The sequence below is a fragment of the Caballeronia sp. ATUFL_F1_KS4A genome, assembly GCF_023630905.1.
Lineage (GTDB): Bacteria > Pseudomonadota > Gammaproteobacteria > Burkholderiales > Burkholderiaceae > Caballeronia > Caballeronia zhejiangensis.
On the sequence record NZ_JALQEB010000034.1, the window covers coordinates 195,873 to 210,826 of the forward strand.

Sequence of the window (14,954 nt, forward strand, 5' to 3'; positions counted from 1 at the left end):
ATGGCGAGAACATACACAGACCAGCCCGTGCCGGGACGGAGCCCCATGCCGCTGCCTTTTCTCGAAGCGGCAATGGTGCTCACCTGGAGTTCGGGCTTCATCGGAATGCGGTTCTCGGCGGACTATGCGCCGGTCTACCTGGTGACGTTGTGGCGGTTCATCGCGCTGTCCATCGGCTTGTTTCCGTTTGTGGCGCGGGAGATGCGGCATGCGCCCAAGTCTGTTCTGATCCGGCAATCATGCATCGGCGCATTGGCGATGGCCGGCTATCTTGCGGGCGTCGCGGGTGGCGTGCAGCTTGGCGTGCCCGCCGGTCTCGCGGCCCTCATCGCGGACTTGTTGCCTGTCGGCGTGGTGCTGATTACCACATGTCTCTTTCGCCAGCGCAGCCCGGCTGTCGTGTGGGCCGGATTAGGGCTCGGTCTTGCCGGGACGCTGATCGTCTGTCGCGATGCCCTTTCTCTCGGCAGCGCGCCCGCATGGGCCTATGGACTGCCGGTCGCGGGGATGCTATCGCTCGCGGCGGGCACCGTCTGGCAGCAACGTTCTTCGCACTGCGGCACCCTGACTCCGCTCGGCATGCTCTGGCTGCAGAGCTTCGTGTCGTGCCCGATCTTTCTCGCGTTGCAAGCATCTCAAGGCCGCATTGCACCGATGCTGTCCGCCGGTTTCGCGGCGAGCGTCGCGTGGAGCGTCATCTTCGCGACGCTCGGCGGATGCGGTCTTTACTGGGCGTGTCTGCGGCGGACATCGTCTGCTCGCGTGACGAGCGTTCTGTTCCTCAGCCCGCCCGTCACGCTGATCTGGGCATGGGCGATGTTTCGCGAGCCGCTATCGTGGCTGATGGCTCTCGGCACGGTGATATCCGGCGCGGGAATACTTCTTGTCGTCAATCGCAGCAGCGGCGATGGCGGCTAGCGCGGGATTCGTGCGGCCCGCCCGCAAAGGCGAGCCATTCGACGCACGCGCGTGCAACCCGCGTCAGGCGAGCACAGGCGCCTTCCGCTTGCCCGCGCCTTGCTCATACGCATAGGCCAACGCGAGCAACGCGCCTTCGTCCCACTGGCGGCCCACGAAGATGAGGCCGAACGGCGAGCCCGACGCGTAATAACCCGCCGGCACCGCGACGCCCGGCAGACCCGCGATATTGATCTCGCCCACGGTCGTTTCCTGAATGGTGTCCTTGCCGTGTAGCGGCGGAAGCTCGCAACGCATCTGCGGGAAGACGAGGGCATCGAGTCGTTGCTCGTCGAACACCTTGTCGAAGATGCGCAGATAACGCGCCTTCAGTGCGACGAATTCGGGCATCTCCGGCGGCAGCGACGGATTCGCCAGCGCGGCCTTGAAATCCGCCAGGTTATGCATGAAGTTCAACACGCCGTCCGGACCGAATGCGTCTTCGTCCTGCGTGGCCTGCGCGAACTCCGCGAAGGTCTTCAGCGCCGCGCCCTTGCCGAGCCGTTCGAGATACTTCTCGACATCGTAGGGAATGGATTCGAGACCGCGCGCATCGAAATTGGCCAGCGGCGCAGTCGTCTTGCGCAAATCGGCGAAGCCCGAGCCTTGAAACGGATCGTCGATCAGCGTCGCGCCGAGCGATACCAGTTCGCCCTTCGCGCGCTCGTACAACGCGGCGGCTTCGTCGGAAAGCGGCTGATTGCGCCACCCGGGACCGTAGAGCCCGATGCGTTTGCCCCGCAGCGCGTTGCCGTCCAGCGCGGCCGCATAGCCGCCTTCCGGTTGCCGGCCCACGCTCGCGAGCGTCTTCGGGTCTTCGCTCGTATAGCCGGCGAGCACGTCGAGACACAGCGCGGCGTCTCTCACGTTGCGCGCGATCGGCCCGACGACATCGCGGTTGCCCGACAACGGCACCACGCCCGCATTCGGCACCAGACCGATGGTCGGTTTGATGCCCACGAGATCCTGCGCCGATGCGGGATTCTGGATCGATCCGCCGGTTTCCTCGGCGAGCCCGAGCACCGCCATGCCCGATGCCACCGCCGACGCCGTGCCCGCGCTGCTGCCGCCCGGCACGCGGTCGCGCATCGCGACATTGATCGTGGGGCCCGCCCAGCTATCGTTGGCGTGCGAGCCGGTGTGGCTCAGGATCGGCACGTTCGTCTTGCCGAGCAGAATCGCGCCCGCACGACGCATGCGCGCGACGACCGGCGCATCGCGCTCGGGCATCAGATCGACGCCGCCCGTCTTGCTGTACAGCTTCGACCATCCCGCGGTGGTCGGGAAGCCGACCATGTCCATCGGGTCCTTGATGACGACCGGCACGCCCGCGAGCGGCCCCAATGCTTCACCGGCCGCGCGCCGTTCGTCGATGCTGCGGGCATCGTCGAGCGCCGCCGGATTCAGAAAGATCAGCGCGTTATAGGTGCCGTTATGGCGCTCGATCCAGTCGAAGCAGGCCCGCGCCAGTTGCTCGGCCGTGAACTTGCCGCGCTTGAATCCGTCCTGCACGTTCTCGACCGTGAGGTTGACGAGATCGATGTCGATCGCACTGCGTGTTTCCATTCGATGCCCCCGTTGAGTTGCCCGGTTTGTCAGAGTTGAACGCCGCGCGTGAGCGCACCATCGACGACGATGTTCGCGCCGCTCACGAAGCTCGCCGCCGGACTCGCAACGAACGCCACCGCATTCGCGATCTCCTGCGGCTTGCCCATGCGTCCGGTCGGATTGAGCGCCAGCGCGCGTTCGAACAGCGCCGGATCGTTGTGCTCGATCCAGTCCCACACGCCGCCTTCGAAGTACACGTTGCCCGGCGAAACCGTGTTCGCGCGAATTCCCTTCGATGCGAGTTGATTCGCGAGCCCCTGCATGTAATGCACGAGCGCGGCCTTGAAGACGCCATAAGGTCCCGCAGCGAAGTCGATCTCGCGTCCCGATACGCTCGAAATCGCGACGATCGAAGCGGCCTTGCTCGCGGTGAGATACGGCATGGCGGCATCGACGAGATTGACCGTGCCGAGCAGATCGGTCTCGAACTCCTTGCGCCACGATTCGATGTCGTTGCCGATAGCAAGCGCGCTCACGTTGGACACGAGGATATCGAGCCCGCCCCACTCCGCACCCACGCGCTCGACCCACGCCTTGAGCGCCGCGCCATCCGACACATCGACGGCCGCGCCCGATGCCCGAGCGCCGCTCAGTTCGGACAGCGCGCTCGCAGTCGCCGCGACGCTGGCCGCGTCGCGTGCGCAAATGGCCACGTCGGCGCCCTCGGCAGCCAGCGTCCGCGCAATCGCGAGACCGATGCCCTTGGTTCCGCCGGTGACGATCGCCTTCAAGCCCTTCAGTTGCAGGTCCATGTTCGTCGCTCCTTTGTACGTCGATGAAAATGGCGGCACGACGCGCTCACTCCCGGTCGCGCCCGTCCTCCGTTGAAAGTCCGCGCGCGATCTGCAGGACTTCGCCCGCCTGAATGACGGAGTGGCAGATATCGTCGATGGTCACGCGCTTTTCCATCGCCTGCGCGCGCAACATGTCGTACGCTTCGCGCTCGCTCACGCGATGCATGATCATCAAAATGTTCTTGGCTTCCTGCAGATGCCGGCTGTCGAGCAGCTTCTGTTCGAGCCTCGCGATGCGTTGCGTATGCTGACGCGCGCGCCTCGCGTGATAGAGCGCCATCACCACGGTGGACAAGAGACCGGAGGCGCGAATGGGCGTCGTGACGATGCCGTCCGATCCCAGCTTGATGGCCTGATCGATGAACGTCGGGTTCTCATACGCCACCACGCAGATGACGGGCGGCGCATCCGGACCGCTCCACTCGCCCTTCGGCGCACGCTCTTCGGGCAGCAACGCGCGAAACACCAGATCGGTCTTCTCGGGCAGCGTGTCCGTGGGCGGCCAGCATCGCTCCACCTGAAAGCCCATGCGCCTCAGATGATTCGTGAGCGTCAGTCCGTCATCGTCATCGGGATGAAACACGACGACGCGCGCATTGCGCTCGAGAATCGAACCGGTCAGGCTTCGCTGGCCTCTGTCTGTTCGCGCGCTCACGTCAGTACTCTCGCGTGCTCAGCTTCGTGACCCAGTCCCCGAGCGTCTGACGCGTCATGTACGGATCGGGGCCGACGGCGAACTTGGACTCGCGCAGGATCGTGAACTGGCCGTCGGCATTCGCGCGGCCGATGCGCGGATAGAGCGCCATGTGATGATTGACCGGATCGATACGCACGCGGCCTTGCGGCGCAGCGTATTCCGAGCCGAGCAGATGCGGCATGATCGCCCCGATCTCGTCGGAGCCCGAGCGCGCGTAGGCCTCGGCGAACATGTGCATCTGATAGTACGCGGCCTCCCAGTTCATGTCGGTCGGGGTATCGGAGCCGTAGCGCGACTGATGATGCGCCACCGCGCGATGATTCTCTTCCGTGTCGATGCTCTGAAAATACGGCGCCGCCGTGATGTGCCCCGCCGCGATGCCACGCTGCATCGCGTGGATTTCCGTCTCCGATGTGTTCAGGCTGCCGATCGGCATGCGCGACGGATCGAAGTCCGCGTGCGCGTAGGCATCGTAGAGATACGGCACGGTCGCGCCGATGACCGTGCTGAAGATCCAGTCCGGCGACTTGCGCCGGATGTCCGCGACGACCTGTTCGAACTGCTCGCGCGTGGCGTCGAGCGAAAGATAGCGTTCGCCGAGGATCGCGCCTTCCGGATGCTGAAGCAGCAGCTCCTGCATGGTGCGGTTGCATTCGTACGGATAGACATAGCTCGAACCGACGAAATACACGCGCGCGCCGAACGTCTCCGTCATGAAGTCCGCGAGTTGCACGCCGTTCTGATTGGGCGACGCGCCGCTGTAGATGATGTTGTCCGAATACTCGAAGCCCTCGTACATCTGCGCGTAAATCAGCAGACGGTTGTGCTTTTCGACGACGGGCAGCATCGCCTTTCGGCTCGTCGATGTGTATCCGCCGAAAATCGTATTGACGCCGTCCTTCACGATCAGACGCTCCGCAAGCTCGCGGAACGCAGCCGGATCGGACGCGGGATCGTAGTGGACGGCGACGAGCTCGCGCCCGCCTATGCCGCCGCGCGCATTGATCTCTTCGACGGCGAGGCGCGCACCACGCCATTGAGACTGCTCGAGCAACGCGGTCGAGCCGCTCGTCGAGCACAACAGGCCCACTCGGATGGGATCGGACAAAGCCATTTCGTGACACGCTCTCGAATGCGCGCGGAACGGCGGCCCCGCGCGTGATACCAACTGCTCTGGATTCGTCTGACTGACGCGTTATTTGAGGTAGTGCTTGGCGACCATTGCGCCAACCGTATATTTTGGATCGACAAAATTGCCCAGTCGAACCTTGCCGACCTGACTCAGCATCATGTACGCGTCCCACTTGTCGAAGCCGTATTCCGCGGCCATCCACAGCACGAGTTCACGGTACGCGATGCGCGTCGCGTCTTCCAGCGGCCGCGCGCTGCCGATGCTCATCAGCGCATCTTCGTTTTCGAGGCGCGGCCAGTCGATCTGCCACTTCTTGATGAGATCGACGCGCACGGTCGTCGTGCTCTGATATTCGACGGCCGTGCCGCAGACTTCGCCGTCGCCCTGACAGGCGTGTGCATCGCCGATGAACAGCCGTCCGCCCGGCGAGCGCACCGGCAAGTACGTGATGCTGCCCGGCCCCATGTCGGGCACGTCCATGTTGCCGCCGTGATTGTCGGGGGTGAGCGAATTGATCGAATCGATTTCGGGTGAAAGACTCAGCGTGCCGATATGCGGCTTGTACGGCAGCGTGTTGCGTTTGCTCCAGTACACGTTTTCTTCGTCGATCTTGATCTTGCGCACCACTTCGGGCAGCGGCTCGTTCAGGAGCGCGGTGTAGTCCGTGCCCGTCAATCCGCCGAAGTTCGGGATCATGCAGCAGAAGCCGTGCGGATCGTCGCCGCGCGGCGCCATCTTTTCGATGTAGACGGCGACCACATCGCCCTTCTCCGCGCCCTCGATCATGATCGGCCCGTTCTGCGGATTGAGGAACGGCACCTGCAGCACTTGCGATGGCTTGTCCGTCTCCTCCCTGATCTTGCCTTCGAACGCGTCGCGCGTTTCCACGACGACGCGATCGCCGGGCTTCACATGCAAGACCGGCTGCGAGTACGGGCCGATCGTGTAGTGATACGTCTTCTGCATTTCCTCGGTCAGATGGTGCTCCACCGGCTCGCGATCGGCGCCGACGCCACGCTTCATCATGATCGAGTCTTCAAGCCATTTCATGTTTCGTCTCCGTCACAGTGCCAGATACTGGCGAATCAGTTGTTCGTCCGCGAGCTGCGCGGGGCTCAGCGTCTCGACGATGCGGCCCTTGTCCATCACGCAGCAGCGCGTCGCGATGCGTTCGACCATCCCCATGTCCTGCTCGACCAGCACCACGCCGATGCCGGTTTCACGCGCGATCTGCTGAAGCGTCTCGCCGATCAGATCGACGATCGATGGCTGGATGCCTTCGGACGGCTCATCGAGCAATACCACTTTCGGCGAACTGATGAGCGCCCGCGCGATCGCAAGCTGCTGCTGTTCGCCGCCGCTCATGGTTCCGGCCTTCTGCTGGTAGCGCTTCTTCAGAATCGGAAAATAGCCGACCACCTTGTCCTTCATCTGCGCCGCCTGCGCGCGATTCGCCTGCGCGCCGACCTGCAGGTTTTCCGCGACCGTCAACGCGCCGAAAATCTCGCGGCCTTGCGGCACGTAGCCCATGCCCTTCTGCGCGCGAACATACGGCTTTTCGTGGCCGATGGATTCGCCATCGAGTTCGATGCTCCCCGCATCGAGATCGATCAGCCCGATCAACGCGCGCATCAGCGTCGTCTTGCCGACGCCGTTGCGCCCGATGAGCGCCAGCACTTCGCCCGCCCCGACGCTCAACGACACGCCGTTGAGCACGCGTCCGCCGCCGTATCCCGCTTCCACGCCCGACACTTGAAGCAACGCGCTCATTTCTTCTTCCCCAGATAGACTTCCGCGACATCGTCGCGTGCGAGGATCTCGTCGAGCGGGCCATCGGCGAGCAGGCTTCCTCCGTGCAACACCGTCACGCGCGACGCGATCTGCTTGACGAAGGTCATGTCGTGCTCGACCACCATCATCGTGAGACCCGCAGCCGACAGACGCTTGATGAGCTCGCCGGTCGCATGGGTTTCCTCGACGGACATGCCGGCGACGGGTTCATCGAGAAAGAGCAGCTTCGGACGCAGCGATACGGCCATCGCGATTTCGAGCCATTGCTTCTTGCCGTGCGACAGATTGCGCGCGAGCACGTGTTCCTCGTTTTCCAGCATGAAGCGCTGCAAGAGTTCATCGAGGCTTTCCGGGCGATCGTCCTTCGCGCGATGCAGCGACAGTTGCAAGTGCTGACGCACGCTCAGGTCCGGGAACACGCCGGGAATCTGGAACTTGATGCTCATGCCCATGCGAATGCGTTCGTGCGGCAGCACATGACTCATGTCCTGGCCGAGAAACATCACGCTGCCTTCCGACGGCCGGTGCTCCCCCGTGATGAGCTTGAAGAACGTGCTCTTGCCCGCGCCGTTCGGCCCGATCACGCAGCGAATCTCGCCTGCATCGATGCGGAAGTCGATGCCGTTGATGACGTGCGCGCCGCCGAAGTGCTTCTTGAGTCCGCGCGTTTCCAGCAGCGTGGTCATGACTTGCCCTCCTCCCGTTTGAGACATGCGCCGCCGCGAGGCGCATCCTGACCCGCGCGGCCCTGCATGCGCCGCAGATGCCGCGCGACGAACGGCAGCAGACCTTCCGGCGCCGCGAGCACGACGATCAACAGGATCGCGCCGAGCAGGATCAGCGCGTACTGGCTGCCGTACACCGCGAGATTCTGCGAAAGCCACACGAGGAGCGCCGTGCCGAGAATGGTCCCGCCGATGCTCTTTCTGCCCGACGTCGCCACCCAGATCACAGGCATGGCGGCGGACGTGAGGCCCATCGTCGAGGGCGTGATGTAGGAGCCCCAGATCGTGTACAGGGCGCCCGACAATCCGCCGAGCGCGCAGCCGAGCACGAACACGAGCAACTGATGCCGGCGGATATCGACGCCCAGCATCTCGGCGCGCTGCGGATTCTCGCGAATGGCGATGAGCGTGAGGCCGAACGTGCCGTCGAGCAGCTTGCGCATCGCGACATAGACGACGATCAGCAGAATCAGCACGAGGTAGTAGAAGCTCGCGTTTTCCAGCGTGAGCGGTCCGCCCGGCCAGGGAACCGTGAGCGGAGGCATGCCGCCCATGCCGTTGTAGCCGTTCAGGCGCGCTTCGCCGATCGCCCATTGCGGACCGGCCGTCTGCGACATGAACGTTTCGAGCACGAGCGTCACCGACAACGTGACGATGCCGATGAACACGCCCTTGATGCGGCCATAGAAGATCATGTAGCCGATCAGCGCCGCCGCGACGATGCTCACCACCAGTCCCGCGCCGAGACCGAGCCACGAATCGAACCAGGCATCGCCGTAATTCAGCGTGAAGATGCCGTAGCTGTAGCCCGCCAATCCGAAGAAGGCGGTCTGCCCGAAGGACAGGATGCCGCCATAGCCCCACATTGCGGCGAGGCCGACCGCGCCGAACGCCCACAACAGGCAGTACGCGAGATTGCCGCTCGTGGTGGCATCCACGACGAGCGGCAGCGTGAGCGCCACGAGCCAGGGCACGTAGTGCGCCGCGCGAGTCGTGGCGCTCGCGGGAGATAGCCGCGAAGGCTCTTTCGTTTGCTTCACATTGCCTCCTAGCGCGCGCGGGAAAAGAGGTTGCCGAGACCTTGCGGCATCAGCCGGATCACGACGATGACCGTCACCAGCAAGCCGATCTGCCCGAACAACTGACCATACGAGGCCGTGAGCGCGGTCTGGATGACGGCGAGCACGGCCGCGGCGGGCGTCGTCCCCGCGATCACGTTCGCGCCGCCGACGACCACCGACACGAACGCCTGCACGATGAAGTTGCTGCCCATCGTCGGCACGGCGGTCATGGTCGGCGCATAGAGCGCGCCGGTCAGGCCCGCGAGTCCCGCGCCGAGCGCGAACGTCAGCGTATAGAGACGGTCCGTGCGCAGGCCGAGACATTGCGCGATGCTGGCGTTCTGGATCGTCGCGCGGGCGCAGACGCCGTAGTTCGTCTTGAAGAACAGCAGATAGAGCGCGAACAGGATGGCCAGGGCGATGCCGGGCAGCACGGCGCGGTACGTCGAAAACGAATAATCGCCGAGCGAGAACGATCCGAACGGCGTGCCGATGCCTTCTATCGAAGGTCCGGCGACGAGCAGCATGGTCTGCTGCACGATGAGGCTGATTGCCCACGTCGCCACGACGGAATCGAACAAGCGGTCGTACAGGTGGCGAATCACGAGCCGCTCGATCACCACGCCCGCGAGCGCCGCCGCGAGCGCCCCGAGCAGCATGGCGAGAGGAAGCGGCAAGCCGCGCTTGGCCGCGATGATCGTCACGTAGGCGCCGCACATGATGAACTCGCCATGCGCGAGATTGATGACGCCCATCATGCCGAAGATGACCGCGAGACCGAGCGCCGCGAGCACCAGATAGGCGAAGCTGTCGCCGAACTGATAGACGAGCGAATAGAGAACCGAAAAGGTGGCCATGCATGCTCCACGTTCAAGAGACCTGCGCGCGCCCGTCGTGTGCGGCGCGCGCGCCGGCCCGGATCAGGACGATCAGGACTTCTTGGGCAGGTTCGACGGCGTGTACTGGCGATGATCCGGCTTGTTGGGCAGATCGCAGCCCACCTTGCCGAGCCAGTACGGCTGGACGTCGTCCCAGACCTTCGGAATATCGACCGAGTGATCGTCCTTCACATGCACGAGGTAAATGGTGTGGCTCGCGTGATGGCTCTTCGGGTCCATGCACACCTTGCCCTGCGCGCCTTCCGTGCAGATGCCGCTTTCGAGCGCCTTGCGCACCGCGTCCTGATTCGTCGTTTTGGCTTTTTCGACGGCGGCCTTGTAGAGATAGATGGCGTCGTACGCGTTCGCTGCTTCCTGATTGATGTACGGCTCGTTCGGGAACTTCGCGTGGAAGCGCTTCTTGAAGTCGTTGCTGGCGGGCGTATCGACTTCTTCGACGTAGTTCGCCGTCACGTACATGTCCTTCAGCGCAGGCGGTTTGAAGCGCTTGTGCTCATACGCCTGACCGACGTTGACCGAACTCGCCATCGGCAGATTCAGATGTGCCGACGCCTGCTGCTCGTAGTACGACGCCTGATTCGCGCCGACCAGCAACGTCACCACGAAGTCGGGCTTCGCCTTCTGGATGTTCTGGATCGTCTGTCCGAACTGCGATACCGACAGCGGAATGAATTCCTCGCCGGCCATCGTGCCGCCGTTCTCCTTGACGATGTTGCGGACCCACTCGGCGGAAATCTGCCCGAAGTTGTAGTCGGCGGCGATGGTGTACACCTTCTTGCCGTACTTCTGCATCATCCACGGGATCAGCGTCGAGAATTGCTGTTCGGGCACGGCGCCCGTGACGAACGTGTTGGTATCGCACACGCCGCCTTCGTACTGATTGTCGTACCAGTAAAGCTGTTTCGCGCGGTCCATGATCGGCCGAATCGCTTCGCGAGATGCGCTCGAGAATGCGCCGAAGATCACATCGGGCTTGTCCGTCTGAACGAGACGCCGTGCCAGTTCCTGGAACTTGGTGTTGTCGGATTGCGTGTCGTAGGCGATCAGCGAGACAGGACGTCCGAGGATGCCGCCCTTCGCGTTGATCTCATCGACTGCGAGTTGCGTGGCGTGAATTTTCGGAATGGTCGCCAGTGCGAAGTTTCCCGAGGCATCTTCCAGCAGGCCGATCTTCACGGGATCGGCGGCACTCGATGCGAGCGAAGTCAGTGCAAGTCCTGCGGTAAGGGCGAGACGCATCCAGCCCGACGGCTTCAGCAACATGCGGATTCTCCAGAAATGAGCGCTAGAACAGGGGGAAAAACGCGGACAAAAAAAAGCCCCCTGACGAACCGCGGGTTCGTCAGGGGGCTTCTGTGCCGGATCCTCGGGCGGACATCTTTGTCAGGCCGCGAGGTATGGAGCCCAGTCTAATGCGTCAAATTTTTCCTTGTCAACGGTGGACAAAAATCGCCGGATGGCCGAAATCGCACGCGCGGCACAGGCGCCGGTGAAGCGGCGGGCCGGACGATATGCATAAATCCTATTCCGGATAGCCCCTGAATCCGCCGAAAGTCCGCTTCTATACTGGCATTCCATACCTTCACGAGGAGACGAAACGATGTTGATGGACGCCAAGGACTCGGTCTACAGTCCGACACAGGACGACCTGATTTTTCCGCAAGAACCGACGTTTTCGAGTTCCGCCGAGGAACGCCGCTATCGCAAGGAGCATCTCGCGGCTGCGTGCCGGATCTTCGCGCGTCATGGCTTCAGCTTCGGCTTCGGAGGCCATCTGACGGTGCGCGATCCCGAGCATCCGGAGCTTTTCTGGACCAATCCGATGTGCGTGCCGTGGTCGCGCACGAAGACATCGCAACTGGTGCTCGTCGATCATTCGGGCACGGTGATCGAAGGCAAGTACGCCGTGAATCGCGCGGGCTATGTGCTGCATTCGGCGATTCACGCGGAGAACCCCGACATCATCGGCTCGTGTCACGCGCATACCGTCAACGGCGACGCCTGGGCCGCGATGGGCAAGCCGCTCGACTACGTGACGCAGGACGCGTGCATGTTCTACGGCAGCCATACGGTGGTGCGCGATGGCGCGGGCAAGGTGCCGGTCGCGAATGAATCGGGTAATCCGATCGCGCGCGCCTTCAACGATCACAAGGCCATCATCCACCAGAATCACGGGCTGCTGACCGCGAGCCGTCACAGTATCGACGATGCCGTGTGGACGTTCATCGCGCTCGATCATTGCTGCAGGATGCAACTGCTGATGGACGCGGCCGAGTCGCGCCCGATCGAGATCGATCCGGAGTTCGCGGAGTATTCGCATCGCCATCTGGGCAATTCGTTCATCAGCTGGCTGCATTTCCAGACCATGCTCTACGAAATCAACGAGCAGGAGCCGGATTACCTCGACTGACCCATCGGTGTGCGAGGTACGGCGGCGGCATGCGCCATGTCGCAACTTGCCCGCGCATGCCGCCCGAGAGCGCTCAAGAAAATCTATATTGGAGACACGCATGGACGCGCTATATGGCGAAGAAGCCGTCAGACAGACGGACATGAGCCGCACTTACTACCGAGCCTACTGGCGGCTGTTGCCGCTATTGCTGATCTGTTATCTCGTTGCCTATCTCGACCGCGTCAACGTTGGCTTTGCGAAACTGCAGATGCTCGACGCACTGCGTTTCGACGACGCGATCTACGGCCTCGGCTCGGGCATCTTCTTCGCGGGCTACTTCTTCTTCGAGGTGCCGAGCAACCTCATCATGCGCCGTGTCGGCGCGCGTAAGTGGATCGCCCGCATCATGCTGACGTGGGGCGTCATCTCGGCGGCGATGATCTTCGTGCAGACGCCGATGCAGTTCTACATCGCGCGCTTTCTGCTCGGCGCCGCCGAAGCCGGTTTCGCGCCCGCGATCATGTATCTGCTCACGCTGTGGTTTCCGGCCCGCTATCGCGGCCGCGCGATGTCCATCTACGTGATGGGCGCGCCGCTCGCGTTCGTCGTCGGCGGTCCGATCTCCGGCTACATCCTGCATGCGTTCTCCGCCAACGCGCATATGGCTGCGTGGCAATGGCTTTTTCTGATCGAAGCGATTCCGGCCGTCGTGCTCGCGTTCGTCGTGCTTGCCTTTCTCGATGACGATCCCGCGCGCTCGCGATGGATCAGCGAGGACGAGCGCTCGAACGTGCTGGCCGAAATTCGCGCGGAGAACGCTGGCAAGATCGATCATCCGAGCGTGCGCGCGTTTCTCGCCAACCGGAAGCTGTGGTGGTTCTGCGCTATCTTCTTCTGCCTCATCATGGGCCTCTACGCGCTCGGCTTCTGGATGCCCTCGCTCATCAAGCGCAGCGGCGTGACCGATCCGTTGTCCATCGGCCTGTATTCGGCGGTGCCGAACGTCGTGGCGGCGATCGCGCTGTTCGTGTCGAATCGCAGCGCCGACCGCACCGGCGGACGCCGCGCGCATTTCGCCCTCTTCATGCTGATCGGCGCGGTGGGACTGGCCACGAGCATGTGGCTTTCGGCAGGCCCGATCATGACGACGCTATGTCTGTCGATCGCGGCGGCGGGCGTCTATTCGTGCGTCGCGCTCTTCTGGGCGCTGCCGACGAGCCTCTTCGTCGGCGCATCGGTCGCGGCGGCGCTCGCGTTCATCAATTCGGTCGGGAATATCGCGGGCTTCGTATCGCCTTATCTCGTCGGCATGCTCAATGTGATGGTCGGTCACGCGGAAATCGGCATGTACGTGATCTCCGCGTTTCTCGTGCTCGGCGCGGCGATGACCATGCGTCTGCCGAAGACGCTCGACGACAAGTGAAACGCCGGCTCAGGCGGCCCACGGCGGCCGCTTGAGCCTTTCCGTCACGTAGTCGATGAACGCCCGCACACGCGGATGCAGCGACGAGTCGCGCGGATACAGCGCATAGATCGCGGTTTCGTCCTTCGGCTGGAAGTCGGTCAAGAGCGGCACGAGCATGTTGCTGCGAATCGACGGAAGCACCATATGCTCGGCCATGCGCGTGATGCCGACGCCAGCGAGGCACATGTACACCGAGCTCACGCCGCTGCTCGTCTGAAAGTTGCCGTCGATGAGCATGGACGTGCGCTCGCCATCGACCATGAAGGGCCAATGGTTGAGATGATCCATCGGCGGCTCCCACATCAGGCAATTGTGGTTGACGAGATCCGCCGGCACCGAAGGCACGCCGTGCCGCGCGATATACGAAGGCGACGCGGTCACGACGCGCTGCAGATGACACAGCTTGCGGCTGACGAGATTCGAGTCCTGCAGGCTTCCCATGCGGATCGCGACATCGAATCCTTCGCCGATCACATCCGCGAGCGTATCCGACAGCGACAGGCGCACCCGCAGGCCGGGATAGCGCTCCAGAAAGCCCGGAATGAGCGGCACGATCTGATCCATGCCGAACGAAGTCGCGACCGTCACGCGGATACTGCCGGTCATGTGCTGACCCGCGCGCGCGAGTTGGGCTTCGCCGGTGTCGATGTCGTCGAGAATGCGCTTGCACAGCGCGAGATATTCGTTGCCTTCCTGCGTGACCTGCAGACTGCGCGTCGAGCGCCTGAGCAGCGCGACGCCGAGGCGCTTTTCGAGCGCCGAGACCGCGCGGCTGACATACGGCTGCTGAAGGTTGAGCATGAGCGCCGCAGCGGTGAATCCGCCGGTTTCCGCGACGGCCTTGAAAATCCTCATTTCGACGAGGCGTTCGTCCTTCATGTACTCGGTGCGGCCTAAGCGATGATCAACCAGCGATCTTAGCCAGCGGCTGCTTACTTCTATATCGGGAGTTGCACGGGTATGGATTCCCGGCCGATTCGAGCGGCTCGAGCACGGGCTCGCGACCTCAGAAACCGTCTCGCCAACCGTCTTCAGACGGTGCTCGCCGCGCGCTTCACGCCGTTTCCGACCAAAAGACCCAAGTCGTAAGCGCGTTCGAGCGCGCGCCCGAGTTCCTCGACGCGACACATGCGGATGTCCGCGCTCGGCTTGCCGATCGGATCGAACGATTGAATGCCTAGCTCGTCGCGCGCGATTGTCAACAGCGGCTCCCAATGAGCTTCAGTCTTGTTGCGGTAGGTCATGGTTTGCGCTCCTTTCTCTTGCATTTGTTACTTAACAAGCTTAGGAGCGCGAGCCCCCGTTACCTGCGACGGATCGCCGCGATTCGAATGTCGTCTCTAGAAATCGTCATTGCGCCGCGAAACAATAGCGCGCTTTTTGCCGCCACTGCTCTTGAAAGCAGAACGCGGCGTTTCAGAATCCGAATCGAT

15 protein-coding genes are annotated in these 14,954 nt (G+C 63.1%); 3 read left to right on the forward strand and 12 right to left on the reverse strand.

Features of this window, described 5'->3' with window-relative positions; genetic code table 11:
- The first annotated feature begins 45 nt into the window (after positions 1-45).
- Positions 46-918: a DMT family transporter gene (locus tag NCS03_RS21365; protein ID WP_250529736.1), complete on the forward strand. Its 873-nt coding sequence runs from the start codon at positions 46-48 to the stop codon at positions 916-918.
- A gap of 63 nt (positions 919-981) precedes the next feature.
- Here the strand turns inward: NCS03_RS21365 and NCS03_RS21370 are convergent, their stop codons facing one another.
- The 10 genes from NCS03_RS21370 to NCS03_RS21415 form a co-directional block, all read right to left on the reverse strand.
- Complete coding sequence (locus NCS03_RS21370; protein ID WP_250529737.1) at positions 982-2,523, reverse strand: amidase; 1,542 nt, start codon at positions 2,521-2,523, stop codon at positions 982-984.
- A gap of 29 nt (positions 2,524-2,552) precedes the next feature.
- Entirely contained in the window at positions 2,553-3,317 is a 765-nt protein-coding gene (locus NCS03_RS21375) for an SDR family NAD(P)-dependent oxidoreductase (RefSeq protein WP_250521930.1), read from the reverse strand.
- Between the two features lie 46 nt (positions 3,318-3,363).
- Positions 3,364-4,014, reverse strand: a complete 651-nt coding sequence (locus NCS03_RS21380; protein WP_008348127.1) for an ANTAR domain-containing response regulator — start codon at positions 4,012-4,014, stop codon at positions 3,364-3,366.
- Position 4,015: 1 nt separating this feature from the next.
- Positions 4,016-5,170, reverse strand: a complete 1,155-nt coding sequence (locus NCS03_RS21385) for a transporter substrate-binding domain-containing protein (RefSeq protein ID WP_008348129.1) — start codon at positions 5,168-5,170, stop codon at positions 4,016-4,018.
- An 81-nt stretch (positions 5,171-5,251) separates the two neighbouring features.
- Positions 5,252-6,238 carry an acetamidase/formamidase family protein gene (locus NCS03_RS21390; protein ID WP_008348131.1) on the reverse strand — a complete coding sequence of 329 codons (987 nt, stop codon included), beginning with the start codon at positions 6,236-6,238 and terminating at the stop codon, positions 5,252-5,254.
- 12 nt (positions 6,239-6,250) lie between these two features.
- Positions 6,251-6,958 (reverse strand): ABC transporter ATP-binding protein, encoded by a 708-nt coding sequence (locus NCS03_RS21395; RefSeq protein ID WP_008348132.1) that lies wholly within the window; start codon positions 6,956-6,958, stop codon positions 6,251-6,253.
- Positions 6,955-7,665 carry an ABC transporter ATP-binding protein gene (locus NCS03_RS21400; protein ID WP_008348134.1) on the reverse strand — a complete coding sequence of 237 codons (711 nt, stop codon included), beginning with the start codon at positions 7,663-7,665 and terminating at the stop codon, positions 6,955-6,957. Before NCS03_RS21400 ends, NCS03_RS21395 begins: the two co-directional genes overlap by 4 nt.
- A complete protein-coding gene (locus tag NCS03_RS21405) occupies positions 7,662-8,744 on the reverse strand; it encodes an ABC transporter permease subunit (RefSeq protein ID WP_250529738.1) in 1,083 nt (360 codons plus the stop codon). The genes NCS03_RS21400 and NCS03_RS21405 overlap by 4 nt, the downstream gene beginning before the upstream one ends.
- A gap of 8 nt (positions 8,745-8,752) precedes the next feature.
- Positions 8,753-9,622, reverse strand: coding sequence for an ABC transporter permease subunit (locus tag NCS03_RS21410; protein ID WP_250436559.1), 870 nt, complete (start codon positions 9,620-9,622; stop codon positions 8,753-8,755).
- Positions 9,623-9,694: 72 nt separating this feature from the next.
- On the reverse strand, positions 9,695-10,927 hold the full coding sequence (locus tag NCS03_RS21415) for an urea ABC transporter substrate-binding protein (RefSeq protein WP_008348141.1): 1,233 nt from the start codon (positions 10,925-10,927) through the stop codon (positions 9,695-9,697).
- A gap of 337 nt (positions 10,928-11,264) precedes the next feature.
- Between NCS03_RS21415 and NCS03_RS21420 the strand changes: the two genes are divergently transcribed.
- Both NCS03_RS21420 and NCS03_RS21425 read left to right on the forward strand, forming a co-directional pair.
- Complete coding sequence (locus NCS03_RS21420; RefSeq protein WP_008348142.1) at positions 11,265-12,074, forward strand: class II aldolase/adducin family protein; 810 nt, start codon at positions 11,265-11,267, stop codon at positions 12,072-12,074.
- A 100-nt stretch (positions 12,075-12,174) separates the two neighbouring features.
- Positions 12,175-13,479 carry an MFS transporter gene (locus tag NCS03_RS21425; protein WP_250529739.1) on the forward strand — a complete coding sequence of 435 codons (1,305 nt, stop codon included), beginning with the start codon at positions 12,175-12,177 and terminating at the stop codon, positions 13,477-13,479.
- A 9-nt stretch (positions 13,480-13,488) separates the two neighbouring features.
- Here the strand turns inward: NCS03_RS21425 and NCS03_RS21430 are convergent, their stop codons facing one another.
- Positions 13,489-14,400: a LysR family transcriptional regulator gene (locus tag NCS03_RS21430; RefSeq protein WP_008348147.1), complete on the reverse strand. Its 912-nt coding sequence runs from the start codon at positions 14,398-14,400 to the stop codon at positions 13,489-13,491.
- 152 nt (positions 14,401-14,552) lie between these two features.
- Complete coding sequence (locus NCS03_RS21435) at positions 14,553-14,765, reverse strand: DUF6900 domain-containing protein (RefSeq protein WP_250440982.1); 213 nt, start codon at positions 14,763-14,765, stop codon at positions 14,553-14,555.
- Between the last annotated feature and the right edge of the window lie 189 nt (positions 14,766-14,954).